24 protein-coding genes are annotated in these 26,848 nt (G+C 76.9%); 7 read left to right on the top strand and 17 right to left on the bottom strand.

Features of this window, described 5'->3' with window-relative positions:
• Positions 1-18 precede the first annotated feature (18 nt).
• On the bottom strand, positions 19-543 hold the full coding sequence (locus OF117_RS04785) for a M48 family metallopeptidase (protein ID WP_263551662.1): 525 nt from the start codon (positions 541-543) through the stop codon (positions 19-21).
• 464 nt (positions 544-1,007) lie between these two features.
• On the opposite strand from OF117_RS04785, the gene OF117_RS04780 reads away from it, so the two are divergent.
• The 3 genes from OF117_RS04780 (at position 1,008) to OF117_RS04770 (ending at position 3,918) form a co-directional block, all read left to right on the top strand.
• Positions 1,008-1,208, top strand: a complete 201-nt coding sequence (locus OF117_RS04780; RefSeq protein ID WP_263551661.1) for a DUF5679 domain-containing protein — start codon at positions 1,008-1,010, stop codon at positions 1,206-1,208.
• A 121-nt stretch (positions 1,209-1,329) separates the two neighbouring features.
• The gene (locus OF117_RS04775; RefSeq protein ID WP_263551660.1) at positions 1,330-2,511 is read left to right on the top strand and encodes a ThiF family adenylyltransferase; all 1,182 of its coding nucleotides are present in this window, start codon (positions 1,330-1,332) and stop codon (positions 2,509-2,511) included.
• A gap of 84 nt (positions 2,512-2,595) precedes the next feature.
• Positions 2,596-3,918: an ABC1 kinase family protein gene (locus tag OF117_RS04770; protein WP_263551659.1), complete on the top strand. Its 1,323-nt coding sequence runs from the start codon at positions 2,596-2,598 to the stop codon at positions 3,916-3,918.
• 27 nt (positions 3,919-3,945) lie between these two features.
• Here the strand turns inward: OF117_RS04770 and OF117_RS04765 are convergent, their stop codons facing one another.
• The 5 genes from OF117_RS04765 to OF117_RS04745 form a co-directional block, all read right to left on the bottom strand.
• The gene (locus OF117_RS04765; protein ID WP_263551658.1) at positions 3,946-4,146 is read right to left on the bottom strand and encodes a hypothetical protein; all 201 of its coding nucleotides are present in this window, start codon (positions 4,144-4,146) and stop codon (positions 3,946-3,948) included.
• A 229-nt stretch (positions 4,147-4,375) separates the two neighbouring features.
• Positions 4,376-4,717 (bottom strand): hypothetical protein, encoded by a 342-nt coding sequence (locus OF117_RS04760; RefSeq protein WP_263551657.1) that lies wholly within the window; start codon positions 4,715-4,717, stop codon positions 4,376-4,378.
• Positions 4,714-5,058 carry a WhiB family transcriptional regulator gene (locus OF117_RS04755; protein WP_411969412.1) on the bottom strand — a complete coding sequence of 115 codons (345 nt, stop codon included), beginning with the start codon at positions 5,056-5,058 and terminating at the stop codon, positions 4,714-4,716. The genes OF117_RS04760 and OF117_RS04755 overlap by 4 nt, the downstream gene beginning before the upstream one ends.
• 144 nt (positions 5,059-5,202) lie before the next feature.
• A complete protein-coding gene (locus tag OF117_RS04750; RefSeq protein ID WP_263551656.1) occupies positions 5,203-5,547 on the bottom strand; it encodes a hypothetical protein in 345 nt (114 codons plus the stop codon).
• A gap of 214 nt (positions 5,548-5,761) precedes the next feature.
• A complete protein-coding gene (locus tag OF117_RS04745) occupies positions 5,762-7,780 on the bottom strand; it encodes an ATP-dependent helicase (protein WP_263551655.1) in 2,019 nt (672 codons plus the stop codon).
• 194 nt (positions 7,781-7,974) lie between these two features.
• On the opposite strand from OF117_RS04745, the gene OF117_RS04740 reads away from it, so the two are divergent.
• From OF117_RS04740 to OF117_RS04730, 3 genes are all read left to right on the top strand, one after another.
• Positions 7,975-8,238 carry a mycoredoxin gene (locus OF117_RS04740; protein WP_263551654.1) on the top strand — a complete coding sequence of 88 codons (264 nt, stop codon included), beginning with the start codon at positions 7,975-7,977 and terminating at the stop codon, positions 8,236-8,238.
• Positions 8,239-8,481: 243 nt separating this feature from the next.
• Complete coding sequence (locus OF117_RS04735) at positions 8,482-8,979, top strand: ANTAR domain-containing protein (protein ID WP_263551653.1); 498 nt, start codon at positions 8,482-8,484, stop codon at positions 8,977-8,979.
• A 311-nt stretch (positions 8,980-9,290) separates the two neighbouring features.
• Positions 9,291-9,626, top strand: coding sequence for a hypothetical protein (locus tag OF117_RS04730; protein WP_263551652.1), 336 nt, complete (start codon positions 9,291-9,293; stop codon positions 9,624-9,626).
• Between the two features lie 82 nt (positions 9,627-9,708).
• Here OF117_RS04730 and nudC read toward each other — a convergent pair whose 3' ends face one another.
• The 5 genes from nudC to OF117_RS04705 all read right to left on the bottom strand — a co-directional run bounded on the left by nudC (position 9,709) and on the right by OF117_RS04705 (position 16,149).
• Positions 9,709-10,632, bottom strand: coding sequence for an NAD(+) diphosphatase (gene nudC / locus OF117_RS04725; RefSeq protein WP_263551651.1), 924 nt, complete (start codon positions 10,630-10,632; stop codon positions 9,709-9,711).
• Positions 10,629-12,020, bottom strand: coding sequence for a M16 family metallopeptidase (locus OF117_RS04720; protein WP_263551650.1), 1,392 nt, complete (start codon positions 12,018-12,020; stop codon positions 10,629-10,631). The genes nudC and OF117_RS04720 overlap by 4 nt, the downstream gene beginning before the upstream one ends.
• Positions 12,017-13,327 (bottom strand): M16 family metallopeptidase, encoded by a 1,311-nt coding sequence (locus tag OF117_RS04715; protein ID WP_263551649.1) that lies wholly within the window; start codon positions 13,325-13,327, stop codon positions 12,017-12,019. Before OF117_RS04715 ends, OF117_RS04720 begins: the two co-directional genes overlap by 4 nt.
• 232 nt (positions 13,328-13,559) lie before the next feature.
• Positions 13,560-14,549, bottom strand: a complete 990-nt coding sequence (locus tag OF117_RS04710) for a DUF2510 domain-containing protein (protein WP_263551648.1) — start codon at positions 14,547-14,549, stop codon at positions 13,560-13,562.
• 112 nt (positions 14,550-14,661) lie between these two features.
• Complete coding sequence (locus OF117_RS04705; RefSeq protein WP_263551647.1) at positions 14,662-16,149, bottom strand: M20/M25/M40 family metallo-hydrolase; 1,488 nt, start codon at positions 16,147-16,149, stop codon at positions 14,662-14,664.
• Between the two features lie 57 nt (positions 16,150-16,206).
• Between OF117_RS04705 and OF117_RS04700 the strand changes: the two genes are divergently transcribed.
• Positions 16,207-17,097, top strand: coding sequence for an alpha/beta fold hydrolase (locus OF117_RS04700; protein WP_263551646.1), 891 nt, complete (start codon positions 16,207-16,209; stop codon positions 17,095-17,097).
• A 111-nt stretch (positions 17,098-17,208) separates the two neighbouring features.
• Here the strand turns inward: OF117_RS04700 and OF117_RS04695 are convergent, their stop codons facing one another.
• The 6 genes from OF117_RS04695 to moeZ all read right to left on the bottom strand — a co-directional run bounded on the left by OF117_RS04695 (position 17,209) and on the right by moeZ (position 26,577).
• The gene (locus OF117_RS04695) at positions 17,209-20,601 is read right to left on the bottom strand and encodes an ATP-dependent helicase (RefSeq protein ID WP_263551645.1); all 3,393 of its coding nucleotides are present in this window, start codon (positions 20,599-20,601) and stop codon (positions 17,209-17,211) included.
• Entirely contained in the window at positions 20,598-23,816 is a 3,219-nt protein-coding gene (locus OF117_RS04690; protein ID WP_263551644.1) for an ATP-dependent helicase, read from the bottom strand. The genes OF117_RS04695 and OF117_RS04690 overlap by 4 nt, the downstream gene beginning before the upstream one ends.
• A gap of 60 nt (positions 23,817-23,876) precedes the next feature.
• A complete protein-coding gene (locus tag OF117_RS04685) occupies positions 23,877-24,110 on the bottom strand; it encodes a Txe/YoeB family addiction module toxin (RefSeq protein ID WP_263551643.1) in 234 nt (77 codons plus the stop codon).
• A 78-nt stretch (positions 24,111-24,188) separates the two neighbouring features.
• Entirely contained in the window at positions 24,189-24,479 is a 291-nt protein-coding gene (locus OF117_RS04680) for an MGMT family protein (protein WP_263551642.1), read from the bottom strand.
• A 33-nt stretch (positions 24,480-24,512) separates the two neighbouring features.
• Entirely contained in the window at positions 24,513-25,097 is a 585-nt protein-coding gene (locus OF117_RS04675) for a TIGR03086 family metal-binding protein (protein WP_263551641.1), read from the bottom strand.
• A gap of 319 nt (positions 25,098-25,416) precedes the next feature.
• Positions 25,417-26,577, bottom strand: a complete 1,161-nt coding sequence (gene moeZ, locus OF117_RS04670; RefSeq protein WP_263551640.1) for an adenylyltransferase/sulfurtransferase MoeZ — start codon at positions 26,575-26,577, stop codon at positions 25,417-25,419.
• Positions 26,578-26,848: the final 271 nt, after the last annotated feature.

Raw genomic sequence — 26,848 nt, 5'->3', positions numbered from 1 at the left:
GCCGAGCCCGACCGACGGTCAGTCGACGAGGTCGCCGGCGGGCGACCCGGAGGAGCCCGCCGCAGCGGCCTGCTCGACGCCCTCCAGGAAGCCGCGGGCCCGCTCCGCCTTGGGGTAGCGGGCCACCAGCGCCCAGAAGCGCGCGTCGTGGCCGGGTTCGAGCAGGTGCGCCAGCTCGTGCACGAGCACGTAGTCGACGACGTACTCCGGCATCGCCCGCAGCCGGCTCGACAGCCGGATGCTGCGGTCGGCCGGGGTGCAGGACCCCCACCGCCGCTGCTGGTTGTCGACCCAGCGCACGCTGGCCGGCTGGGCGGTGCCGTCGAAGTGCGCCGACGAGAGCGCCCGGGCGCGGGCCACGAGGTCCTCGTCGCTGCCGAGCGACCGGCGGCGACGCTCCTCGCGGGTCTGCAGCTTCGCGACCATCTGGGCCACCCACCGGCGTTCCTCGGCCGGGCTGAAGGCCGCGGGGATGAGCACGACCGTGCGCCCGCTCTCCCGGTAGGCGGTCACCGTGCGCCGCCGCCGCGCGCTGCGCCGCACTTCGACGTCCCCGAGCTGCCCCCCAACGCCCCCCGGTCCGCTCCCGGCTGCGGGCAGCGCACGGCCGACCCGTCGGCGGGACGACGGGACACCGGCCGCCTCGGGCGCACGGGGGACGTCGGGAGTGGGTCCGAGCACGGCAGCACCGTAAGGGATCGCGCCGGGCACGGTCGTCCGCTGGCACCCACTCGTGTGCACGTCCGCACGGATGGTGGACACGAGGCGCCCCGTCCGGTGACAGCGCGCGCCGCGCGGCACCGTCAGGTGACGAGTCCGTTCCGTATCCGCGCAGGTGGAAGTGCGTGTCGCCCCGTCCGCGGGCGCGCGTCCCCACCTCGTCCCCCGCGGACGCACAGCGACACGCCGACGCGTCCCCATGCCGTCCACAGGACCGTCCACAGGTGTGGGCGGAGGGTTCGCGCACGGCGCGGGGCTGGGCCACCGCGCGGGTAGCGTCCTCGCCCGTGGCACCCGGCGGCGGGCCGGGCGCACCGGCGGACGAGGAGAGCGGCGTGGCGGAGAGCTACAACGGCTACTGCGTGAAGTGCAAGGAGAAGCGCGACTTCGACGGCGAGGTCAAGGTGAGCGAGTCCGGCCGCCGCATGGCGCAGGGCACCTGCCCGGTGTGCGGCACCCGGATGAACCGGATCCTCGGCAAGGCCTGAAAGAGGCCGCCGTCCTCCCCACCCCTCGCACGCTCGGGGCGGGACCCGGGACGGGGCCGCCTGCCCCGGCCCTGTGGACGGAGCCGGCGGAGCCGGGGCCGTCGCTGCGAGGCTGGCCGGCGTGAGCGACGCGAACCACCCGCTGCTGCCCCTCTCGACGCCCGTCCTGGCCGAGGGCGGCGGCACGGTCCGGATCGGCGGGGTCGACTCGACCGACGGCCTGCGCGTCGCCGCCGCCGGCGGATGGGTCGGACCCCTGCTGCGCGGCCTCGACGGGCGCCGGTCCCGGCGGGCCGTCGTCGCCGACGCGCTGCGCGCCGGCGCAGAGCCGGAGGCGGTCGAGGAGTTGCTCGGCGAGCTCACCGCCGTCGGGCTGCTGGTGGAGCTGGACCCGGCTGACCTCCTGGTGGCCGACGCCGGCTCGTCCGCCGCGGAGCGGACCGCGCCCGAGCTGCCGGCTGCGGTGCCCGCCGGCGGCCGCGCCTGGCAGGCGCGCCGCGCCGCCGCGGTGGTCGTGGAGGGCGCCACCCGGGTCGGCGTCCCGCTCGCCGCCGCGCTTGCCGCCAGCGGCGTCGGCCGGGTCACCGTCCGCGACGCGGGGACCACCACGGCCGGTGACGCGGTGGTCGGCGGGCTGACCGCCGCTGACGAGGGCCGGCCGCGGGCGCCGGCCGCGGCGGACGCGGTCCGGCGCGCCAACCCGTCGACCGACCTGCGCCCGCTGCCCGCCGGTGCCGAGCCCGATCTGGTGGTGCTCGCCCGCCCGTGGGCCGCCTCCGACCCGTTGGTCGCCGGTCTGCGCCGGGCCGGTGTGCCGCACCTCGTCGCGACCGTGCGCGGCCAGACCGGCGTCGTCGGGCCGCTGGTCGTCCCCGGTGCCACGGGCTGCCTGCGCTGCGGTGACCTCCACCGGCGCGATGCCGACCCGTCCTGGCCGGTGCTGGCCGCCCAGCTGACCGGTGGTGAGCAGCCGCCGAGCGGGTCCACCGTGACCTGCCTGCTGACCGCCGCCCTGGCCGCCGTCCAGGCGCTGGCCTACCTCGACCGGGCGGCCGCGCCCGCGGTGCTCGACGCGACGCTCGAGCTGCGGCCGCCGGACCTGCTGCCGCGGCTGCGCCGGTGGCCACCGCACCCGGCCTGCGGCTGCCGCCACGCCACTCCCTCGCCTCCGCCGGCCGAACGACCGGCCGCCGACGACCCGGTCCCCGGCGTCATCGCCGACGGCCCGGTCCCCCGACCGGGCGGCGCCGGGGCCTGCGATCGCCGACTGCGGGCGGTCCGGCAGGCCCACGGGGGACAATGAGCCCCGACACGGGCTCGCGGGCGCACCAGTGCGGCGGACGCGGCTGAGGAAGGACGCTGCCGAGGGCGCCGGCGAGGAGGAGTCGTGACGGACGACGGACCGGTGATCCCGCGGGGGTCGGTCGCGCGGACGGCCCGCCTCGCGTCGCTCCCGCTCGGTGCAGCGGGGCGGGCGACCCTCGGCATCGGCAAACGGCTGTCCGGACGCCCGGCCGAGGCCGTGACCGCCGAGCTGCAGCAGCGCACCGCCGAACAGCTGTTCGCCGTCCTCGGGCAGCTCAAGGGCGGCGCGATGAAGCTCGGCCAGACGCTCTCGGTGTTCGAGGCCGCCGTCCCCGAGGAGGTGGCGGCGCCCTACCGCGAGGCGCTGGTCAAGCTGCAGGAGGAGGCGCCGCCGATGCCGGTGCGCACGGTGCACGCCGTGCTGTCCCAGCAGCTCGGCGGCACGTGGCGGCAACGCTTCCGGCACTTCGACGACCAGCCGGCCGCCGCGGCCAGCATCGGCCAGGTGCACCGGGCGACCTGGCGCGACGGCCGCGACGTCGCCGTCAAGATCCAGTATCCGGGTGCCGCCACCGCGCTGATGGCCGACCTCAACCAGCTCGCCCGCTTCGCACGCCTGTTCGCGGCGCTCTTCCCCGGCCTGGACGTCAAGCCGCTGATCGCCGAGCTCAAGGCCCGGGTGGTCGAGGAGCTGGACTACGGGCTGGAGGCCGACGCGCAGCGCGCCTTCGCGGCCGCGTACGCCGGCGACGAGCAGATCGTCGTCCCGCGGGTGGTGGCCAGCGCGCCGAAGGTGATCGTGTCGGAGTGGCTGGAGGGCACTCCCCTGTCGCGGATCATCGCCGAGGGCAGCCGCGAGCAGCGCGACCGTGCCGGCCGGCTGCTGGCGGTGCTGCACTTCAGCGGGCCGCAGCGGGCGGGGTTGCTCCACGCCGACCCGCACCCCGGCAACTTCCGCCTGCTGGCCGACGGCCGCCTCGGCGTCATCGACTTCGGCGCCACGGCCCGGCTGCCCGACGGGCACCCGGAGCCGATCGGCCGGCTGCTGCGCTGGGCGCTGGAGGGGCGCGCCGAGGACGTCCTCGCCGACCTGCGCGCCGAGGGGTTCATCCTGCCGTCGGTGCAGGTGGACGCCGTCGGCGTGCTGGACTACATCCGGCCGCTCATCGAGCCGGTCGTCAGCCGGCACTTCCACTTCACCCGCGCCTGGATGCAGGAGCAGGCCATGCGCATCGGCGACCCCCGGTCGGAGGCCAACCGGCTCGGCCGGCAGCTCAACCTGCCGCCCGCCTACCTGCTCATCCACCGGGTGACCATCGGCTCGATCGGCGTGCTGTGCCAGCTCGACGCGGCGGGCGACTTCCGCGGCGTGATCGAGGAGTGGCTGCCCGGCTTCGTCGGGTGAGTTCCCGGCCGGGCCGGGGACTCGGGATCACGGGTCGAGCCGCCCCTCCAGGTCCCGGACGGCGTCCCGGGCGCAGGCCGGGCACAGCGCGGTGACCGTCTCCTCCCGCGGCGCGTCCGACCCGGTCGGCCGCGGCGGCGTCGACAGCGACCAGCCGGTGGCGACGTCGTCCGGGGTGCCGCGGCGCCCGCAGCGGAGGCACGTGAACTGGAGGTCCGGCGAGGGCACGGTTCCAGCGTGCCCTCCCGGGCCGACCGGTGCGACCACGCCGGCGCCCGACGGGCGGCGGGGCGGCACGGCCGGTGGCGACGAGGAGGCCGGGTCCGGACGCACCGGGAGCGTCCGGACCCGGCCTCGGTCGGGAGGGCCGGCCGCCCGGCCCTCGATCGGGACGACCCGGGTCCGGGTCGTCCGGGGATGCGGGCCGCCGCCACCGGCGCGGCCCGGGGCGCCGCCGTCAGAAGACGGCGGCGCTGGCGCGGGCGGCGCGGCGCGTCGCGCGTTCGGCGCGCCGGGCCGCGCGGCGCGCGACGTACAGCCGCCGGGCGCGGCTGGCCGCCCGCGCCTCTTCCGCGAGCTCGCGCATGCGGCTGCGGGCCAGTTCGGTCTCGAGCAACATCTCGGGTCCTCCGGGTGCGGTCATGGGGATGTCGGTGGGGATGTCGGTGGGGATGTCGGCACCGGCGGGGATGTCGGCGTCATCGATGTCGGTGTCCGGTTGGGGGGAGCCGGCCGGGGTGGGCCGGTCGGCGGGCGGGGTCCCGGGCGGGGTCTGCGGCCAGGTCTGCGGTCGGGTCATGCCGCGACGACCTTGCGCGGGCGTCCCCGCGGCCGCTTGCGGGCGATGACCACGCCGCGCTCGAAGATCTCGCCGCCCCAGACGCCCCAGGGCTCGCCCCGGTCGAGCGCGCCGGCCAGGCACGCGTTCCGCACGGGACAGGACCCGCACCGCGCCTTGGCCTCCTCAAGCTGGGCCGGTGTCTCGCCGAACCACAGGTCCGGGTCGCCGGCCCGGCACGGCAGCGGGCGCCGGACCGGGGCGGGTGCCGTCGGGATCCTGGGCTGGCGCGGGGTGGGGCCGCCGGTCCGGGGGAGCCCGGTTCGGCGGTGTGACGTCGGGCGGACGATCGTCTGCTGCACTGCCGCTCCTCCTCGTACTCGTCGTCAGCGACGGCCGGCGGACGGCCCGCCGACCGGTGGTCGGGGCCGGGTGCCGCGGAGGAAAGCGAGAGGCCGCGGATCCCGGGTTCGGGTTCCGCGGCCTCGAGGAGGACCGACGAGCGGCTAGCTCTGCGGTCTCCCCGGGGAGTGGATCCCGAGGGTGGTGGGGTCGGTGTAGGTGATGGGCTGCTGCTGGGCCGGGACGTCGGCGGGGACCGTGCAGGTCGCCGGCAGGACGTCGACGGTGTGGCCGGCGACGGTGCGGCCGGCGACGGGCAGACCGGTCCCCCGGAACGGGGCGGTGAACGCTTCGGGCGCGCGCCGACGGGTCGGGGTACCGGCGCTACCGCGCTCTGCGAGAGCCGAGCCGGCGCGCAGGACGGCGGAGCCGAGGGGACGCGCGGCGACGCGGCCCGCACCGGGGCCGGTGGGGGCGGTCGACGGCATGGCAATCGTCATGCTGATCATGTCTCGCCCCTCCTCTCGTGCGCGGCCCGGCCGGTCGGCCGGGTCGGTGCGGGCGGAACTCGCGCGTGCCGGGCCACTATGGACCCGCCCCGGGAGGCGGGTCAATCGAATTGACGGCCGCGTCCTCCCGAGGTGCCGACGCGCCGGGCGGCACGCCGTCGCGCGGCTCCCCGGTCGGGTCGGCGGCGGGTTCCGCGAAGGACCGCGGGGGCCGTCAGCTGCCGACCGTGGCCAGCACGTCCTCGCCGTAGAGCTCGAGCTTGCGCGCGCCGACGCCCGGCAGCCCGGAGAGCTCGCGGAGGGTGGCCGGGCGGGTCTCGGCGATGGCCTGCAGCGTGGCGTCGGTGAAGACGACGTAGGCCGGCACCGAGGCCGACTGGGCCGCCTGGCTGCGCCACGCGCGCAGCCGCTCGAACAGCTCGCCCGCCTCGCCCTCGAGCACGACCTTCCCGCGCTTGCCGGCGCGGCGGGCCGGCGGGGCCGTCGGCGCCGACTCGGGCGCCAGCCCGGTCAGGAAGCGGCTGCGCGGCCGCGTGCGCTTGGCGCCGGGATTGCGGGCCAGCGACCAGGACAGCGCGAGCTGCTCCCGCGCGCGGGTCACGGCGACGTAGAGCAGCCGCCGCTCCTCCTCCACCGCCTCCGGGCGGGACAGCGACTGGGCGATGGGCACCACGCCGTCGACCAGGCCGACGACGAAGACGACGTCCCACTCCAGGCCCTTGGCGGCGTGCATGGACGCGAGCGTGACGCCCTGCACGGTCGGGGCGTGCTGCGCGTCGGCACGCTCGGCCAGGTGGGCGACGAACCCGGCCAGGTCCAGCTGCGGGTTCTCCGCGACCAGGTCGACGGCCAGGTCGACCAGCGCGGCCAGCGACTGCCAGCGGTCGCGAGCCGCGCCGCCGGGCGGCGGCCGGTGCTCCACCCAGCCGGTCGAGGCCAGCACGTCGCGGACGGCGGGCACGAGCATGCCCGGCTCGTTGCCGCCGGCGGCCGCGCCGCGGAGCAGGACGACGGCCTCGCGCACCTCGGGCCGCTCGAAGAACCGTTCGCCGCCTCTGAGCACGTAGGGCACGCCCGCACCGGCGAGCGCGTTCTCGTAGACCTCCGACTGGGCGTTGATGCGGAACAGCACGGCGATCTCGGCCGCCGGCGTCCCGCCGTCGACGAGCGCCCGGCAGCGCGCCGCGACGGCGGCGGCCTCGGCGGGCTCGTCGGGGTGCTCGGCGAAGCGCGGCTCGGGGCCCTGCGCGCGCTGGCCGAGCAGTCGCAGCCCGGGCAGGCCCCTCCGCCGGGGCGCCTGGCCGATCAGCCGGTTGGCCAGGCCGACGACCTGCGGGGTGGAGCGGTAGTCGCGCTCCAGCTTGACGACCTGCGCGTCGGGATAGCGGTCGGCGAAGCCGAGCAGGTAGTCGGGGTCGGCGCCGGTGAACGAGTAGATGGTCTGGTTGGGGTCGCCGACGACGCAGACCTCGGCGCGACCGCCGAGCCACGCGTCGAGCAGCCGCTGCTGCAGCGGGTTGACGTCCTGGTACTCGTCGACGACGAAGTGCCGGTACTGGCCGCGCACCTGGCGGGCGACGTCGGGATGCTCCTCCAGCGCGTAGGCGGTGACCAGCAGCAGGTCCTCGAAGTCGAGGACGCCGTCGCGCTGCTTGGCCGACTCGTAGCTGCCGTAGACCGCGGCGACCGCCGCCGCCTCGAACGGGGGCTCCCGCCCGGCCGCCCGCGCCCGGGCCGGGTAGTCCTCGGGGGTGGCCAGCGTCGTCTTGGCCCACTCGATCTCACCGGCCAGATCGCGCAGGCTGGTGCGGTCGGTGGTCAGCCGGGATCGCGACGCCGCGGCCGCGACGAGGCGCAGCTTGTTCTCGACCAAGCCGGGCATCGGGCCGCCGAGGACCCGTGGCGCGAAGTAGCGCAGCTGCCGCATGGCCGCGGCGTGGAACGTGCGCGCCTGGACCCCGCCGACGCCCAGCCCCGCGAGCCGGGCCCGCAGCTCTCCGGCGGCCCGCGCGGTGAAGGTGACCGCGAGCACCTGCTCGGGCACGAAGACCCCGGTGTGCACGCCGTAGGCGATGCGGTGCGTGATGGTGCGGGTCTTGCCGGTGCCGGCGCCGGCGAGGATGCACACCGGGCCGGAGACGGCCTGCGCGGCGGCCCGCTGCTCGTCGTCCAGGCCCGCCAGGACGGCCTCGGCCCGGGCCCGCGGTCCGGCGTCCGCGTCGATCCGGCGCATCCTGCTCCCCCGCTCCTCTCCCGGCGACCGACGGCCGGCTCCGTCGTCCGGTGCCGTCCTGCCGGAGCGATCCTCCCAGCCCCCGGGGAGGGCGGCGGGAAGCATCCCCGGGAGGCACGCGTTCCGCTCCTCGGACTGCCGATACCTCTTCGTGGGGTGGACCGGCCCGAGACGACCATGGAGGATCACTGCCGATGACCGCCGTTGCCGCTTCCGTGACGATGTACACGACGACATGGTGTGGCTACTGTGTGCGACTGAAGAGGCTCATGCAGCGGGAGGGCATCGGTTTCACCGAGGTCGACATCGAGTTCGACGCGAACGCGGCCGACCTGGTCATGCGGGCGAACGGTGGCAACCGCACGGTCCCCACGCTCCTGTTCCCCGACGGCAGCGCCCTGACCAACCCGAGCATCGACCAGATCAAGTCCCAGCTCGCCCAGCTCCCGGAGGCGTGACGTCCCGTGATCCCCGGTCCCCGGCCCTCCAAGGGGCTCGATCGCCCCGCCGGGGCCCGTGACCGCGGTCGCGCCGCCCACCGTCCGCCCCGCTCCGGCCTGCACGCCGAGCGGGGAACGGGTTCCCCCCCGCCGTCCGATCGGACGGCATCCGCCGCTCGACCGGACGGGCAGAGCACGGGGCCGTTCCCGGTCGCCCTGGCCCGCACCCCCCAGGGCTGGCAGGTCGTCTCTCCCGACGGTGTGGAGCCGGTCGCGGACCTCGTCGAAGGCCTGTCGCTGGCCGACCTGGTCGCCGAGCAGTACGGGGTCGCGGCCGATCCCGACCGCGGCGCCCGTCGGTCGGCCCGCGGCGCCGCGGGCACGGCGGACACCGAGGACGCCGAGCCCGTGGACGCGCGCGTGGCCGCCCTCGAACGCACCGTCGCCCAGCTCGAGCACGCACTCGCCGCACGGGTGGCGATCGAGCGGGCGATCGGCGTGCTGGCCGAGCGGCACCGCACGAACCCCCGCGACGCCTTCGAGGCGCTCCGCGGCCGGGCTCGGTCGGAGGGCCGGGCCGTGCACGACCTCGCCCGCGAGGTGCTCGAGGGCCTCGACGACCGCGCCGTCGTGGAGGCCGCGGCGCGGGCGGTGCTCGGCGGCTGCCCGTCCGCCGCCGCTCGCGGAGCCACCGATCCCGCCCCCCGCCGCGCCGAGAGGTCCGCGCAGCTGCCGGCCGGCGCGGACGGCCGGTCCTGACCCGGCCCGAGCCCCTCACCCCCGCCGCGCTGGCCGAGCGGCTGGCCGCCCTGCTGGCCGACGTCCCGCCCGAGCCCGGCGCCGCGGCGCTGCGGGTCGCCGTCGACGGACCGGACGTCGCCGCGCCCGCGGCGCTGGCCGAGGCGATCGCCGAGCGGCTGCCCGCCCTGGGCCGGGGCTGCGCGGTCGTCCCGGCCGCGGGCTTCTACCGGCCCGCATCGCTGCGGCTCGAGCACGGTCGCACCGACCCGGACGCGCGCTACACCGACTGGCTCGACGCCGGAGCGCTGATCCGCGAGGTCCTGGCCCGGGTGGGCCCGGGCGGCGACGGCACCTACCTGCCCGTGCTCTGGGACCTCACCCGCGACCGCGCCGCCCGCGCCCGTCGGCGGCCGGCACCGCCGGCCGGGGTGCTCCTGGTGGCCGGCGCGCTGCTGCAGGGCGTCGGCCTGCCCTTCGACGTGACGGTGCACCTGCGCGTGTCGCCGGCGGCGCGGGCCCGCCGCACCTCTCCGGAGCGGGCCTGGGAACTGCCGGCCTTCGACCGCTACGACGACGAGGTGGCGCCTGCCGACCTCGCCGACGCGGTGGTGCTGGCGGACTCGCCGGACCGGCCCGCCCTGGTGCTCCAGGGCCGCTTCGCGTAACGGCCCCGTCCCGGTCCCGGTCCCGGCCCCGTCCCGAGGGTCACCCCGAGCCCGCGAGGGGTGAGGAGGACGGGGTCCTCCGTCAGCGCAGGTCGCCGACGACCCAACGGTCGAGGATGTGCCGGGCGATGGAGACCGGCGGCGGCAGGGCGCGCGGACCGGTGCCCGTGCGGAGCTCGTCACGGGTGAACCAGCGGGCCTCCTCGAGCTCCTCGGGGTCGACGGTCAGCGCGTCCTCGCCGTCGACGCGGGCGACGAAGCCGAGCATCAGCGACTGGGGGAACGGCCACGGCTGGCTGCCCACGTAGCGGACGTCGGTGACGGCGAGGCCGACCTCCTCGGCCACCTCGCGGGCGACCGCGGCCTCGGCCGACTCCCCCGGCTCGACGAAGCCGGCCAGGATGGAGAAGCGCCCCGGCGGCCACTCCGCCTTGCGCCCGAGGACGACGCGGTCGCCGCCGTCGTGGACCAGCATGATCACCGCGGGGTCGGTGCGGGGGAAGAACGTCGTCCCGTCGGTCGGGTCGCGCTGCACCCACCCGCCCTGCTCGACGGTCGTCGGCGCGCCGGTGAGCGGGCTGAACCGGTGCCGGTCGTGCCACTCGAGGATGGCGACGGCCTGCGCGAGCAGGCCCGCGTCGAGGTCGTCGAGGTCGGCGCCGATCTCGCGCAGACCGGCCCAGCGGTCGACCGGCCGGCCGCTGACGGTCAGCGCCCGCTCGCCGCGGACGGCCGCGTAGGGGACGCCCCCGGCCTCGCCGAGGTACACCGAGCCGCCGGGCAACGCCGGCCGCTGCTCCCACAGCAGCCGTGGACCACCGCCGTCCTCGGCGACGGGGACGGTGCCGTCGGGACCGACGGTGAGCACCTGCACCGGGCGACCGCCCGCCGGGTCGGGCAGTGCCCGCGCCACGTGCCCCCGGTCGTGGGCGACGCGGGACAGCACCGGCACGGGGTGCCGCGGCCCGCCCGCGGCGTCCGGTAACGCGGTCTCGTCGACGGTCACGCGCCTCCTCCCGCCCCCGGATGGGCGTCCACCTCGGCGACCCCGACCTCGACCGCCCCGAGCGCCTCGAGGGGCGCGGACACCCGCTCGGCGTCACCGACGGCGACGGCGGTGAGGGCGCCGGGCGCCAGGTACCGCTGGGCGGCCGCGCCCACGTCGTCGACGGTCACCGCGGACAGCGCCTGCTGGTGCTCGGCGAGCCAGTCGGCGGGGAGCCCCGCGCCGACGAGCGCGGCCAGGGTGCTGGCCAGGCCGGCGTGCGTCGCGGTGGTCAGCGCCATGCTGCCCAGGACGTAACGGCGGGCGCCGTCCAGTTCCGCCGCGGTGACCGGGGCCAGCGCCATCCGGCCCAGCTCGTACCAGGCCTCGAGCAGCGCCGGCGCGGTCACCTCGGTGGCGACGTCGGCGTCCACGAGGAAGGACGAGGCCGCCGCCTGGTGGTCGACCGTGCTGCGGGGGCTGTAGCTGTAGCCGCGCCGCTCGCGGATGTTCTCCACCAGCCGCGAGGAGAAGTACCCGCCGTAGATCATGTTGGCCAGCCGGACGGCCGCCAGCTCCGGGTCGGTGCGCTGCGGCGCGGGCCCGCCGAGCCGCAGGTTGGACTGCACGGCCCCGGGGCGGTCGACCAGCTGCAGGGTGGCTGCGCGCCGCTCGGCCGCGGGAGGTGCCTCGACGGCGCGGCCCGAGGCCGACCACGGCTCCAGCGCCGCGGCGACCGCGTCGGTGGCCGCCCGCGGGTCCAGCTCGCCGACGAGCACCAGCGAGCTGCCGGCCGGCAGCACCCGCTCGGCGTGCAGGCGGCGCAGCGCCGGCGCGTCGACCTCGGCGACCAGCTCGGCCGGGGGCAAGGGGACGGCGTAGGGGTGGTCGCCGTAGCGCCGGGCGGCCAGCGCCGTCCGTGCGATGACCGCGGGCTGGGATCGGGCGATGGCGATCCGCTCCGCCGTGCGGTCACGCTCCCCCTCGACCGGGTGCTCGGGGTAGGCGGCACCGGTCAGCAGCTCGGAGAGCAGGCCGAGGACGGGCGCCAGGCCACCGGGCAGCAGCGTGGTGCCGAACAGCAGCCGGTCCGGGTCGCTCGCGATCGACAGCTCGGCGCCGTGGCTCTGCAGCAGCTCGGCGATCCCCGCCTGGTCGCGGTCGGCGGTGCCGAGCAGCATCGCCCCGGACAGCACCATCGCGCGCGCGGTGTGCTCCGCCGCCTCACCCGCGCTGGCGGCCGCGAAGGGCACCCGCAGCCGCAGTTCCACCAGCGGGACACCCGGGCGCGGCACGACGACGACGCGCAGGCCGTTGGCGAGCGTCGTCTCGGCGACCTCCGGCACCGGCTGCGGGCGCGGCTCGCCCAGCGGTGGGATCAGCGACAGGTCCAGCTGCGCGGCGCTCACCGCCGGCCGCCCGTGGCGCGCAGTTCCAGCACCGCGACGGTGCCGGGGTCGAGGTCGCCGGTGGCGGCTCGCACCTGCGCCGGCGTCACCGCGGCCAGCCGGGCCGCGAGCTCGCCGGCCAGCTCGGCGCGCCCGTGGACGAGCTCGGCGGCGGCGAAGGCCAGGGTGCGGCCGAGCACCGAGTCGGCCTGCCGGAGCAGCTGCGCCTCGGCGCGGGCCTGCACGCGGGCCAGCTCCTCGGCCCCGACGCCGTCCTCGGCGATCCGCCGGACCTCCTCGTGGACCGCGGCCAGCACCCGGTCGACGGGCACCCCGGCCGGGTGGTGCACCTGCGTCGTGAGCAGGGTGGCGTCGCGGACGTCGAACGGGTCGCCGAACAGGCCCACGTAGCTGCTCTGCGCGATCGCGATGCGCTCGTCGTGGACCAGCCGGCGCTCGAGCCGGGAGGCATCGCCCTCGCTGAGCAGCTCGGCGAGCAGCACGGTGCCGAGGTAGCGGTCGAAGTCGCCGACCGGGTCGGGCACCCGCCAGCCGAGGGCCACCGCCGGTGCCGGGGCCAGCGCGTCCTCGACGACGTCCCGGCGGACCTCGCTGGGCCAGGGCTCACCGGTGGGGGGCGTGGGCGGCACGTCCCGCGCGGGCACCGGGCCGAACCAGCGCCGCACGAGCTTCTCGGTGTCGTCGACGTCGAGGTCGCCGCCGATGCACAGGACGGCGTTGCCCGGCGCGTAGTAGCGGGAGAAGAAATCGGTCGCGTCGTCGACGGTCGAGGACTCCAGGTCGACGAAGGAGCCGTAGCCGTCGTGCGTGTTGGCGAAGCCGTCGAAGGCGATGCGCGGCAGCTGCAGCCAGGGGAAGGCGCCGTAGGGCCGGTTGAGCACGTTGACCCGGATCTCCTCCTTCACCACGTCGATCTGGTTGCGGAGGTTCTCCTGGGTGATGGCGGGGGCGGCCATGCGGTCGGCCTCGAGGAACAGCGCCCGCTCCAGCGCCTCGGCCGGTAGCGCCTCGTAGTAGTTGGTGTAGTCCTGGTGCGTCGAGCCGTTGAAGCTGCCGCCGGCGGCCTGGACGAGGCGGGCGTGCTCCATCTTCGGCACGTGCGCCGACCCCTGGAACATCATGTGCTCGAAGAGGTGGGCGAACCCGGTGCGGCCCTCCGGCTCGTTGCGCATGCCCACGCCGTAGAAGACGGTCACGGCCACCACCGGGACGCTGCGGTCGGGTGCGAGCACCACGCGCAGCCCGTTGTCGAGCGCGAACCGTTCCACCGGGTGCCGCAGGGTCAGTTCGGCCCCAGCTGCTGTCACGCCGCCGACACTAACCGCGGCCGCCGACCGCCCGCCGTCCGGCACCCGATCGAGGCGCCGCTCGGGGGCCGACCCACGTGGTCGGCGGCCGGCCTCCGGGAGTCGTCCCGACGCGCACGCGATCCCGGCTCTGGCTCCGGGTCACGAGCAGGACGGCTGCCAGCGTCGCGACGTTCGTCACGACGTAGCCGAGCTGGAAGATCGCCGACGAAGCGTCCGGAGGACCGCGATGTCACAGCACGTCGACGCCCTCGAGCACCCGGTCGATCACGCCGTACAGGTCCGGGTGGGTGTCGGGGACCGACACGAACAACAGGGCGGGCGCCGGATCGCCGACGTCGACGAGCAGCACCGCCACGCGCTCGCCGTGCGCCTCGTAGCCGCGGACGTCCCAGCTGAGTTCGAATTCGCGGAGGTGCGCCGGCCGGCCGTCGACGGTGCGCGGCTCGTCGCGCAGCACGGCGACGGAGTGCGGGGCCGGGTAGTAGGCGAGCCGTTTCCACTCGGACATGGCCAGCGCGGCGGGAGCCAGGTCGTCGGGACCGTCGTAGCCGATGATGTCGGCCACCGGGCCCGAGGTGCACTCGGCGAAGTAGAGCAGGTCGGCCGCGGCGTCCTCCTGGGTCACCAGGTACTGCCCGGTGACCGAGGTCGTCTCCACCCGGTCGCCGAGGTCGTACCGGTACCAGCCCTCGCCGAGGTAGGGGTAGGCGATGCCGGCCGCCTCGTCGACCACGCGCTCGGTGCCGGGCGGGAAGGGCGTGCGGGCAGCCGGCTCCTGCTGCGGCGGCTCCGGCAGCGGCCCGGGCAGCAGCGGGGGTGACGGGAGCGGCGGCAACGGCGACGGCAACGGCGACGGGGACGGCGATGCGGACGGCGACGTCCCGTTCGCGACCGGGTCCCGGTCGCCGGAGGTGCCGACCACCAGGGCGACCACCAGGCCGACGACGACGAGCAGGACGCCGCCCAGCGTCCAGCCGACCCGCCGGCCACCGCGCCGGGCAGGCGCTCCCGGCGCGCCGGCGCCCGCGGTGGACTCGTCGTCCGGGGGACCGGCGGGGTACCCGCGCTCCGCCGGCGGACCCGGGCCGGCGGAGAGACCGGGGCCCATCGGGGCGGTCAGGTCGGCCCAGCCCGCACCGTGCCACCAGCGCAGCAGGCCGGGAACCCCGTCGGGATCGGGGTACCAGCCCGGCGGTGGCGGCTGTCCGGGCACGGTCACGGCGGCCAGGGTAGGTCCCGGCGGGCGGTGGCCGGCGCAGGCGGACCCGGGGGGGCCGGACGCCGGGCGAGCCGGGCGGCGGGCGCCCCCGGCGGCCGGCCGAGGGCCCTCGTCAGCTCACCCGGAGGCCGGCCAGCTCCCGCCACAGGTGCGCCGCGGCCTCCGCGCCGCGGTGCAGCATCGGCAGCAGGACCCGCTCGTTCGGCGAGTGGATGCGGTCGGTGGGCAGGCCGGCGCCGAGGAACAGCAACGGGGCGCCGAGCTGCTCGACCAGGTCGGCCTCGGGGCCGCTGCCGCCCTCGCGGGTGAACAGCACCTGGTCGGGGTCGGTGTCGAAGGCCCGGGCGATGGCGCGCAGCAGGGCGTCCATGGCCGGGGAGTCGAGGTCGCTCGCGCACGGCGCGACGCCGCCCGGCGGGACGTGCACCTCGGCCTCGATGCCCTCGGGCACGTTCGCCTCGACCCACGCCCGCACCTGCGGGCCGAGATCGGCCGGGCGCTGGTCGGGCACCAGCCGGAAGGTCAGCTTGGCGTGCGCCTCGGCCGGGATGATGGTCTTGTGCCCCGGGCCGGTGTAGCCGCCCCACATGCCGTTGACCTCGGCGGTCGGGCGCGCGCCGATCCGCTCCAGCGTGCTGAACCCCGCCTCGCCGGCGGCGGCCCGCGAGGCCGCCGGCCCGGCGAGCCAGGCCCGCTCGTCGAACGGGACCCGGCCCAGCAGCTCCCGTTCACGGTCGCCGAGCGGCCGGACCCGGTCGTAGAAGCCGGGCAGGGTCACCCGGCCGGCGTCGTCGTGGAGGCTCGCCAGCAGCCTCGCCATGGCGTGCAGCGGGTTCGGCACGCCGCCGCCGAACGAACCGGAGTGCAGGTCGACGGCCGGACCGCGCAGCGTGATCTCGGCGTCGGCCAGCCCGCGCATGGCCACGACGGCGCTGGGGACGTCGGGCGCGGCCATGCCGGTGTCGCTGACGACGACGACGTCGCAGGCGAGCCGGTCGCGGTTCCCCGCGAGCATGGCGGCGAAATGCGGCGAGCCGGACTCCTCCTCGCCCTCGACCAGCAGCTTGACGGTGACGGCCGGGGTGTCGCGGCCGGTGGCGGCCAGGTGCGCGCGCAGGCCGAGCAGGTGGAAGGCGACGTTGCCCTTGTCGTCGATCGCGCCACGGGCGTGCAGCTCGGGACCGTCCGGCCCCTCGAGGAGGGTCGGCTCGAACGGCGGGTGCACCCACTGCTCCGGCGGGTCGACCGGCTGCACGTCGTGGTGGCCGTAGACCAGCGCGGTGGGCGCCCCCGGGTCGGCCGAGGGCCACTCGGCGAACACGGCGGGGGCGCCGTCGGTCGGCCAGATCTCCACGGTCGGGAAGCCGGTCCGGCGCAGCGCCGCGGCCAGCCAGGCGGCGCTGGCGGCGACGTCCTTCGCGTGCGCCGGATCGGCGCTGATCGACGGGATGCGCAGCCAGGCGTCCAGGTCGGCGTGCAGGTCGGCCAGGTGGGCGTGGACGTAGGCGCGCTCGGGGTTGCCCGGGGCGTCGTCCGGGGCGTCGTCCGGAGCGTCGTCGGGGGCGGCGTCGGGGACATCGCGCTCGGCACGGAGGGTCACCGGGCCGACGGTAGCGGCCGGAGGCGGCCCCTCCGGCGCGCGGCTAGCGTCCCGGTCATGCCCGGCCAGTTGCTGCAGGTGGACGTCGGTGACCTGACCTTCGACGTGCGCGCCGACGGACCGGACGGCGGACGGCCGGTGCTGCTGCTGCACGGGTTCCCGCAGACGTCGGCGTCCTGGGCGGCGGTGACGCCGCTGCTGACCGAGGCGGGGCTGCGCACCTACGCGCCCGACCAGCTGGGCTACTCCCCCGGCGCCCGGCCGGCCGAGGTCGGTGCCTACGCGCTGCCCCACCTCGTGCAGGTCACCGCCGACCTGATGACGGCGCTGGACGCCCCGCGGGCCGACGTGGTGGGGCACGACTGGGGCGCCAACGTCGCCTGGGGGCTGGCCGCCTGGCACGCCGACCGGGTGCGCTCGCTGACCGCCGTCTCGGTGCCGCACCCGGCGGCCTTCGCCGCGGCGTACCGGGCCGACCCCGAGCAGAAGGAGCGCTCGGCCTACATCCGGCTGTTCTGGCAGGCGGGCAAGGCCGAGGAGGTGCTGCTCGCCGACGGCGGCCGCCGGCTGCGCCGCATGCTCACCGGCGGGGACGGCGGCGCGGCGGGGGCGGCCGGCTTCGCGGACGGCGGCCCGGCCACCGGCGTCCCCGCCGAGTCGGTGGACCAGTACGTGGCCGCGCTGTCGGCGCCGGGCGCGCTGACCGCGGCGCTCAACTGGTACCGGGCGATGAGCTCGGGCACCCGGGTCGACCCGGTCGCCGTGCCGACGACGTACGTGTGGAGCGACGGCGACGTGGCGATCGGCCGCACCGCCGCGGAGGCCTGCGTGGACCACGTCACCGGCGACTACCGCTTCGTCGAGCTGCGCGGCGTCACGCACTGGGTGCCGGAGCAGGCGCCCCGGGACCTGGCCGCGGCGATCCTCGACCGGATCGCCTCGAGCTGACCGTGGACCGGTCTCGCCGTCGCTGCAACGACAGCGCCCGGTGGGTGCGGCGGCGCCCGGTTCGAGGGCGTCGGACCGGGCGCCGGCGCAGCCGCTCCGCCCCTGCCCGGCTCAGGCCTCGCCGGTGACCAGGGCGAGCAGGCCGGCCTCGTCGAGCAGGTCGACCGGTCGCAGGGTGACGCCCGCCGCGACGTGGTGGAACCCGGCGCTGACCCGCTCGACCGGTACGCCGGTCAGCCGCGACCAGCCCAGCCGGTAGGCCGCCAGCTGCACCCCGGCCGCCGCCAGCTCCGCACCCGACGGCGGCGGCCCGGTCTTCCAGTCGACTACCTCGTAGCCACCGCGGTCGTCGGCGAAGACCGCGTCGATCCGGCCCCGCAGCATCATCGGACCGAGCGGCGTCTCGAACGGCACCTCGACCTCGACCGGCTGCCGGTCGGCCCACTCGCTGGCCAGGAACGCCTCCTGCAGCGCGGTCAGCGCGCCGTCGGGCGCGGCCAGCTCGTCGCCCGAGCCGGGCAGCTCGTCGAGGTCGAGCAGCCGGGCTGCGCCGAACCGCTCCTCCAGCCAGGCGTGGAAGGCGGTGCCGCGGCGGGCCTGCGGCGCGGGCGCGGCGGGCATCGGGCGGCGCAGCCGGCGGGCGAGCGCGGCGGGGTCGCGGCGCAGCGCGACGAGGGCGGACACCGACAGGTGCGAGGGCAGCGGGACGTCGACCGTGGGGCTGTGCGCCCGCGCCCGCTCGCGCAGCAGCAGGTCGGCGTCGCGCACCCAGCCGGTGACCACCGGATCCCCCTCGCCGAGCACGCGGTCGGGGTCGAGCGGGTGCGGAGCCGCGGACCGGACGAGGTCGGCCGCGGCGGTCAGCGCGCGGCGGCGTCCGGACGACAGCGGATCGGCCGGCCACAGGCCGGTCGGCCACTCCTCCAGCGCCGGGTTGGTCGCGCCGTCGGCGGGCGGTGGCGCCCAGTGCACGACCTCGCCGGCGCCGTCCGCGCAGGCCCGCCGGACGGTCTCGAGGAGCTCGGAAGGTCCGCACGGGTGGACCCCGTCGCGCCACCAGCTGCCCGAGCACAGCAGCAGGTGCCGGGCGCGGGTGACGGCGACGTAGCCGAGCCGGACCTCCTCGTCGCGACCGAACCGCTTCCAGTCGTGCACGTACCGCTCGAGCGCCTGCTTGACGGCGGCCTGGTCGCCCGAGCCCGGCACGGGCAGGCGGAGCGAGGGCAGCTCCTCGCGGTCGGTGGTGCGCAGGTCGGCGGGCACCGCGCCGGGGTCCTTGATCCACGAGTCGCTGGCGTCGGACCGGGCCGGGAACTGGTGGAGGGTCATGCCGGGGACGGCGACCACGTCCCACTCCAGGCCCTTGGCCGAGTGGCCGGTGAGGAGCTGGACCGCCTCGGGGTTGACGGCGATCTCCCCGGGCTCGAGCCCGCGCTCGCGCTCCTCGGCGTCGCGGAGGTAGGCGAGGAAGGCCGGGAGCGAGGGCAGTTCCGCGAGCTCGGTGAACTCCGCGGCGACGGTGTGCAGCGCGTCGAGGTGCGCCCGCGCCCCGGCGGGGCTCGCGCCGGGGGCGCTGGCCAGCTCGGTCTCCAGGCCGAGGGTGCGGGCGACCTCGTCGACGAGGTCGGGCACCGGCTCGCCGAGGCGGCCGCGCAACCGGGCGAGCTCCTCGCCGAGGCGCCGGAGCCGGCGGTGCCCCTCGGCGGAGTACCGCTCCGGGCTGCCGAGGTCGTCGAGGGCCTCGACGATGCTGCCGCGCTCGGCCGCTGTCTCGGACGCCGGTGCGCCGGATCCGGTCTCCTCGCCGGTGGTCGATCGCCGGGCCCGCACCAGCGCGCCGGCGCGGGCGTGCAGCGCGGCGAGGTCGCGCGGGCCGACCCGCCAGCGGGCGCCGGCGAGCAGGCGGCCCAGCGCGTCACCGGCCGCGGGGTCGACCAGCACGGTCAGCGTCGCGACGACGTCGGAGACCTCGGGCACCTCCAGCAGGCCGCCGAGACCGACGACCTCGACCGGCACCCCCCGTTCGCGGAGGGCGGCGGCGATGCCCGGGAGCTGCTTGCGGGTGCGGGCCAGCACGGCCACGGTCGGCCGGGTCCCGTCGCGCGGCGGGACGGCCGGATCGGTGCCCCGCCAGCACGCGGCCAGCCGGTCGGCCAGCGCGGTGGTCTCCTCGGCGACCGTCCCGTACAGGCCGACGGCGAGGCAGCCCTCGCCCGCCCCGGGCGCCGGGGCGAGGTCGGGCAGCGGCTGCTCGGGTGCGGGCAGCATCGCCGAGACGGCGTTCGCCACGGCGAGCACCGCCCGGTCGTTGCGCCAGCTGGTCGCGAGCCCGAGCCGCTCGGCGCGCCGCTCGCCGCGGCCGGGGAACGTGCGGGAGAAGCGCTCGATCGTGCCGGCCGACGCGCCCCGCCAGCCGTAGATGGACTGCCGCGGGTCGCCGACTGCCAGGACGGCGTGGCCGGTCGCGCCGCCGAACAGCGCCTCGAGCATCCGGAGCTGGCCGACGCTGGTGTCCTGGTACTCGTCGAGCAGCACGACCCGCCAGCGGGCCCGTTCGCGGCGACCCACCTCGGGCGAGGCGACGGCGATCCGCGCGGCGGAGGCGACCTGGTCGGCGTAGTCGATGGCCCCGAGCGCCCGTTTGCGCGTCTGGAAGGCCTCGACGAGCGGCAGCAGCGCCAGGCGGGCGCGCTGGCGGGCGAGCATGTCCGCGACGTCCTTGTAGGGCCCCTTCTTGCGCGGCGCGTCGGCGTAGCCGGCGATCCGCGCCTCGAGCGTCGTCGTCCAGGCGCGCAGCGCGGCCGGGGTGACGTCGTGCTCGCCCATCTCCGCGGCCAGGGCGAGCACGTCCTCGACCGTGGTGAGCAGGGTCAGCGGCACGTCGCTCATGTCGCCGGTCCAGGCGGACACGACGGAGGCGGCCTGGCCCCAGCACATCGCTGGACCGAGCACCCCGGCGCCGGGCTCGACCCCGATGCGCAGGCCGTGCTCGGCGACCAGCGACGCCGCGTACCCGTGGTAGGTGGAGACGGTGGGCAGGGCGACCGCGAGCCGGTCGCGCAGCGCCGGATCGGTGGCGGGGTGGCGGGCGAGCGCGGCGAGCCGCCGGAGGATCCGCTCGTTGAGCTCGCCGGCCGCCTTCCGGGTGAAGGTCAGGCCGAGGATCGCCTCGGGTTCGACGAGCCGGTTGGCCACCAGCCAGCACACCCGGGCCGCCATCGTCTCGGTCTTGCCGGATCCGGCGCCGGCCACGACGACGAGCGGCCGGTCGTGCGGTGCGGCGACGACCCGGGCCTGCTCGGGGGACGGCGCGTAGGACAGCCCGCAGCGCTCGGCCACCTCGGCCGGGGAGAGGGTGCGGTGGGTCGCCGCCGGGTCCGCCGGCCCGCCGGCGAACAGGTCGTCGAGGGAGAGCTGTTCGAGGACCCCCGGAAGGACCCCGTCCGCCCCGTTCGCGGGCTCGCGAGGGAACTCGGAACGCGGCAGACCGCGCGCCGGGGTCATCCGGTCACCTGCCGGCCGCGCTCGTGCATCGGGCAGCTGCGCCGCATCGGGCAGCGGGAGCAGTGGGTGCCGGTGCGCACCTCGAAGGTGGCCGCGCCCATGCCCTCCCCCACGTCGGCCACGAGCTGCGCGGCCCAGGTCCGCTCCAGCGGGACGTCGTCCGGCAACGCCTCCTGGTGCTGCTCCTTGGCCTTGCTGCCCGTGCCCACCTGCAGCAGCGCCGCTCCGCCGGAGGTGGTGCCGAGCGCGGCGAAGGCGCCCGCGGCCACGGCGGCCTGGTAGGCGGCCAGCTGGCCGTGCTCCTCGGTGTTCTTCGCGGCGGACTTCCCGGTCTTGAGGTCGACGACGACCAGCCGCCCGGAGGCGTCGCGTTCCAGCCGGTCGACCCGGCCGGTGATCTGCACGCGGCCGAGGGTGACGTCGATGCGCGCCTCGGCGGCGATCAGCTCCCGGTCGTTGCCGGCGTGCCAGCGCAGGAAGCGGTCGAGCATCTCGTGGGCGGACTGCCGCTGCCGCTGGTCGGCCCAGCCGGGTCCGAGGTCGAGCTGGTCGAGCTCGGCGGCCAGCGCGGCCGGTGCCTCCGCCGGCGGCAGGCCCTCGGCCACCCGCTGGGCGACCGCGTGCACCGCCGAGCCGACCGTCCGGCTCGTGTCCGGCGCGGCCTCGGCGCCGACCGCGCCCAGCACCCAGCGCAGCGGGCACTTCTGGTAGCCCTCGATGGCCGACGGGCGGACCGGCACGGTCCCGTCGTCCGGCACGAGCGGGGCGTCGTCGGACAAAGGCGCGAGCCCCCACCAGTCCGCGGGCGAGGCACCCGGTACGCCGTCGTCGGCCAGCCGGTGCAGCACGGACGCGGCCACCGACCGGCGGGTGGCCGGCGTGGCCGGGTCGGCGACCGCCCGCCGCAGCTCGGCCACCAGCGCGGGCAGGGTGAGCGACCGGGGCAGCTCGGTCGGCGTGCGGCCCTCCGGCGGCGGTTGCTCCACCAGGTCGAGGAAGCGGGAGGCGGTGGCATCGGCGTCCGGCCCGTCGACGGCGCCGTGGACGGCGGAGACCAGCAGCCGCCGCCGGGCGCGGGTGCAGGCGACGTAGAACAGCCGGCGCTCCTCGGCGAGCGCCAACGTGCGCCGGTCGACCGGTGTGCCGCCGCCACCCGCGGCGCGCTCCACGAGCTCCTCGGTGCCCAGCAGCGATGCCCGCTCCCGCAGGTCGGGCCAGATGCCCTCCTGCACCCCGGCGACGCAGACGAGGTCCCACTCCAGGCCCTTGGCCGCGTGCGCGGTGAGCAGGCGGACCGTGTCGCCCTGGACGGCGCGGGCGGCATCGGTGCCACCGGGCAGCTCCTGGGCCGACAGGTGCTCGACGAAGGCGCGGACCTCCGCCGAGGGCAACCGGTCGACGAACGCCGCGGCGGCGTCGAAGAGGGCGACGACGGCGTCGAGGTCGCGGTCGGCGACGGCGCCGGCCGGTCCGCCGGCGGCGCTGGCCCGCGCCCACCGGCCGGCGAGGCCGCTGCGCTGCCACATCGCCCACAGCACGTCCTCCGCCGAGCCGCCGTCGGCCAGGGCGAGGCGGCCGGCGGCGAGCACCCCGGCGACCCGCAGCGCCGGGCGCGCCACCGCCTCGGGCAGCACGGCGAGCAGCGTGTCGTCGGCCAGCGCGGTCGCCAGCGGTTCGCCTCGCTCGGCGCCGTCGATGCCGCGCTCGTTGAGCGCGATCCGCACGGCGCGGCGCAGCCGGCGCAGGTCGAGCACCGTGGCCCCGCCCAGCGGGCTGGCCAGCAGCGCCTCGGCGGCGGGCTCGTCGAGCCCGACCTCCGGCCCGCCGCGCGCGGGCCGCAGCAGCGCGGTCAGCGCGGAGAGGAACGGCGCGACCGCCGGCTGGGCGGCCAGCGGCAGGTCGTCGGCGGACACCGCGACCGGCACCCCGGCCTGGGCCAGCGCCCGGCGGAGCGGCGCCAGCGCGGCCGCGGTGCGCACCACGACCGCCATCTCCGACCAGGGCAGGCCGTCGAGCAGGTGGGCCCGGCGGAGGACGTCGGCGAGGTAGGCGGCCTCCACCGCCGCCGACGCGAACACGTGCACCTCGGCGGCGCCGGGCGCGGTCGCCTCCCCCGCCGCGAGCCGTCGGTGCTCCCAGGGGCCGGGCAGGCCGTCGGCGACGCGGCGGCTCACCGCGAGCAGCTCCGCCCCGGAGCGGCGGCAGACGCCCAGCGAGACCCGCGGCGCCGGCCGGCCGTCGGGGCCGCGGAAGCGGTCGGGGAACTCGACGATGCCCCGCGGCTCGGATCCGCGGAAGGCGTAGATGGCCTGGTCGGGGTCGCCGACGGCGACGAGGTTGCCGCCGCGGCCGGCCAGCAGGTCGAGCAGCTCGACCTGCGCCGGATCGGTGTCCTGGTACTCGTCGACGAACAGCCACCGGGCGCGCTCGCGCTCCTGGCGCAGCAGGTCGGGGTCGCCGTCGAGCTCGGCGATGGCCGCGCGGACCAGCTCGGCCTGGTCGTAGCCCGACGCATCACCACCCGCGGCCGTCGAGAACGCGGTGACCGCCTCGTACTGCTCGGCGAAGGCGGCCGCGTGCACCCACTGCTCGTGGTCGAGGTCGCGTCCCCAGGCGGCGAGCCGCTCGGGGTCGACGCCGCGCTCGGTGGCGCGCAGCAGGAAGTCGCGCAGCTCGGCGCGGAAGCCAGCGGTGCCCAGCGCCGGGGTCAGCGATGCCGGCCAGCGGACGGCGCCCTCCTCCTCGACGTCGCCGCGCAGCAGCTCGGCGATGACGGCGTCCTGCTCGGCAGCGGTCAGCAGCCGCGGCGGCGGGTCACCGCGGAGCATCGCGGCCCGGCGCAGCACCCCGAAGGCGTAGGAGTGGAAGGTCCGGGCCAGCGGCTCGCGGATGGTGCGGGCCACGCGGGCGGTGATGCGGGCGCGCAGCTCGGCCGCGGCCTTCCGGCTGAAGGTGAGCACGAGGATCTGCTCCGGATCGACGCCGGCGTCGATCCGGGCTGCGACGGCCTCGACGATCGTCGTCGTCTTGCCCGTGCCGGGACCGGCGAGCACGAGCAGCGGCCCGCCCGGGTGGTCGACGACGGCGCGCTGGGTCGGGTCGAGCGCGGGCGGCGCAGCAGCCGGCCCGGCCGGCGGCACGACCAGCCGGTAGACCGGCGCTCCCCCGGGCATCGCCGTCCGTTCCGCGACCCCCGCCGCTCCCCGCTGCACCACGCCTGCGATTGGAGCACGGCTGACCGACACGTCCGTGCACCGGCGGCCGACCGAGCGAGGTCAGTAGTGGTAGCGGGCCTGCACGATGATCAGCTGGTCGGCTTCCACCGTGTGGACGAGCCGGTGCTCCTGATCGATGCGCCGAGACCAGTACCCCGAGAGGTCACCGCTGAGCCGTTCCGGCTTCCCCGCCCCAGTCCCGGGATCGCGACGGGCTTCCTCGATCAGCCGGTTGATCCGCTCCAGGGTCCGCCGGTCATCGGCCCAGCTGGTGTAGTCGGCCCATCCGTGCACCGGACCGTGGAGGAGTCGGCCCGACAGATGACGCGGGAAGCCGGACGAGACCGGTCCGGGCGCCGTCCCGGACCGAGGTCACGGCCAGCCGACCGCGGCGAGGTCGACGCGGCCGCTCCGCACGGGCACCCCCTCGGCGGCCAGCAGCTCCAGCTGCCGTACGCGGACCGGCTCGGCCGCCGTCCCGTCGGCCCGCACCACCCGGTACCAGGGCACCGCACCCCCACCGGACGCCAGCGCCCGGGCCACCCGCCGCGGGCCGACGCCGACCAGCCGGCCGATCGCACCGTAGGTGCTCACCCGGCCCGGCGGGATGCGCTCGACGACGTCGAACACCGCCTCGTCGACGTCCAGCGCCGGATCGGACACCCGGCCATCCTGGCCGACGCGTCCGACCGCCGGTCAGGCCCGGCGGCCGAACCGGGCCAGCAGCCGGGTCTGCGGCGGAGCGTCGGTCGGGACGTCGAGCGGCGGGTCGATCAGGCCCGGGATCCCGTCCGGGGGCAGCCCCTCGGCGGAGACCAGCCCGGCGGCGACCAGCCCGCCGTCCAGTTCCGTGTCACCGTCGGTGGCGCGCGCGAGGTCCCACGCGTGCACGGTGAGGTCGGTGGTCATCTCCAGGACGTAGTCGGCAGCCGGCCGCGGGCCGGTGGACAGGTGCACGGTGCGGCCGAGCGCGCCGTCCGCGGCGACGGCCGCGAGCGCGCCGTCCGACGCGGACTCCCAGCTGGTCAGCGGGTCGTCGCCGAGCAGCTCGCGGGTCCCGTCGGGGATCCGGTCCCCCACCGCGGCGACGGTCTCGCCGGCCATGAGCGGGGGCACCCACAATGCCTCGTTGACCAGGTGCGCGACCAGGTCGGCGACGGTCCACCCGGGCAGCGCCGGGTCGTCCCACTGGTCGGGCGGGACGGCGTCGACCCGATCGGTGAACTGGGCCTGCGCCCGCTGGTAGAGCTCGAGCAGCTCGACGGGTGAGAAGTCGGCCATGCCGGCCAGTCAACAGCGCGGCGGCCCGGCCCGCTCCCCGAGGGAACGGACCGGGCCGCTGTCGCCGTCCGGGGCACGGCCCCGCGTCAGGGCCCCGCCCCGAGCCTGGTGACGGACTGGAACAGCCACCCTTCAGGGCCCCGCCCCGAGCCTGGTGACGGACTGGAACGGCCCCCCTTCAGGGCCCCGCCCCGAGCCTGGTGACGGACGGGAACGGCCCCGCGTCAGGGCCCCGCCCTGGGCCTGGTGACGGACTGGAACGGCCACCCTTCAGGGCCCCGCGCCGAGCCTGCGAGGCGTGGGGGGAAGGGTGGTCCTTTCAGTAGGTGGGCAGCGTCTTGTCGATGCGGGTGGCCCACGCGGTCACGCCACCCTGCACGTGGACGGCGTCGCGGAAACCGGCGTTCTTGACCGCGGCCAGCGCCTCCGCGGAGCGGACGCCGGTCTTGCAGTGCAGCACGATCGGCTTGTCGTTCGGCAGCTGCGCCAGCGCCCGGCCGGAGAGGATCTCGTCCTTGGGGATCAGCTTCGCGCCGGGGATGGACACGATCTCGTACTCGTTCGGCTCGCGGACGTCGATCAGCTCGAAGTCCTTGCCGGCGTCCATCATCTCCTTGAGCTCGTCGACGGTGATCGTCGAGCCGGCGGCGGCCTGCTGGGCCTCGTCGGACACCACGCCGCAGAACGCCTCGTAGTCGATGAGACCGGTGATCGGCTCGGCGTCCGGGTCCGTGCGCACCTTGATGGTGCGGAAGGTCATCTCCAGGGCGTCGTAGACCATCAGCCGGCCGAGCAGCGTCTCACCGACGCCGGTGATCAGCTTGACCGCCTCGGTGGCCTGGATGGCGCCGATCGTGGCGCAGAGGACACCGAGCACGCCGCCCTCGGCGCAACTCGGGACCATGCCCGGCGGCGGGGGCACCGGGTAGAGGTCGCGGTAGTTCGGCCCGTGCTCGGCCCAGAAGACCGACACCTGGCCGTCGAAGCGGTAGATCGAGCCCCACACGTACGGCTTGCCGAGCAGCACGCAGGCATCGTTCACCAGGTAGCGCGTGGCGAAGTTGTCGGTGCCGTCGACGATCAGGTCGTACTCGCCGAAGATGTCGAGCACGTTGGAGCTGTCCAGCCGCGTCTCGTGCAGCCGGACGTCGATGAACGGGTTGATCTCCTTGACGGAGTCCCGCGCGCTCTCGGCCTTCGACCGGCCGACGTCGGACTGCCCGTGGATGATCTGCCGCTGCAAGTTGGACTCGTCGACGACGTCGAACTCGACGATGCCGATGGTGCCGACACCGGCCGCGGCCAGGTACATGAGCACCGGCGAGCCGAGACCACCGGCGCCGACGGCGAGCACCTTGGCGTTCTTCAGCCGCTTCTGCCCGTCCATCCCGACGTCCGGGATGATCAGGTGGCGGCTGTACCGGCGGACCTCCTCGATGGAGAGGTCGGCGGCGGGCTCCACCAGGGGTGGCAAGGACACGGTCGCTCCTCCAGCGTCAGCGGACAGCGGGCACGGAGCCCGCGTGTTCGTGCGGATAACAGCCTCCCACCCCACCCTGATTCCGGGTCGCGCCCCCGGCCCGCAGACGAGAGCCGCCGGCGAGGGTCGGGACCCGGCGCGGGGGCCGGAGGCTCCCCACCGGGGACGCGAGGAGGAGCTCCGCGGGTCGCGGGAAGGGCAGTGGCCGCGGCCGGAGGTCGGAGGCCGGAGGCCGGAGGCCGGAGGCCGGAGGCCGGAGGCCGGAGGCCGG

The organism is Geodermatophilus sp. YIM 151500, assembly GCF_025716945.1.
Taxonomy (GTDB): Bacteria; Actinomycetota; Actinomycetes; order Mycobacteriales; family Geodermatophilaceae; genus YIM-151500.
The sequence above is the reverse complement of the archived record's forward strand: the minus strand, read 5'-3'. Positions and strand labels throughout refer to the sequence as shown.

What these genes read in the sequence shown, in the direction of transcription:
- OF117_RS04760 (WP_263551657.1), bottom strand. Translation starts at nt 4,717, where the DNA reads ATGACCCGACCGCAGACCTGGCCGCAGACCCCGCCCGGGACCCCGCCC.
- OF117_RS04750 (WP_263551656.1), bottom strand. Translation starts at nt 5,547, where the DNA reads ATGATCAGCATGACGATTGCCATGCCGTCGACCGCCCCCACCGGCCCC.
- OF117_RS04745 (WP_263551655.1), bottom strand. Translation starts at nt 7,780, where the DNA reads ATGCGCCGGATCGACGCGGACGCCGGACCGCGGGCCCGGGCCGAGGCC.
- OF117_RS04740 (WP_263551654.1), top strand. Translation starts at nt 7,975, where the DNA reads ATGACCGCCGTTGCCGCTTCCGTGACGATGTACACGACGACATGGTGT.
- OF117_RS04700 (WP_263551646.1), top strand. Translation starts at nt 16,207, where the DNA reads ATGCCCGGCCAGTTGCTGCAGGTGGACGTCGGTGACCTGACCTTCGAC.
- OF117_RS04695 (WP_263551645.1), bottom strand. Translation starts at nt 20,601, where the DNA reads ATGACCCCGGCGCGCGGTCTGCCGCGTTCCGAGTTCCCTCGCGAGCCC.
- OF117_RS04675 (WP_263551641.1), bottom strand. Translation starts at nt 25,097, where the DNA reads ATGGCCGACTTCTCACCCGTCGAGCTGCTCGAGCTCTACCAGCGGGCG.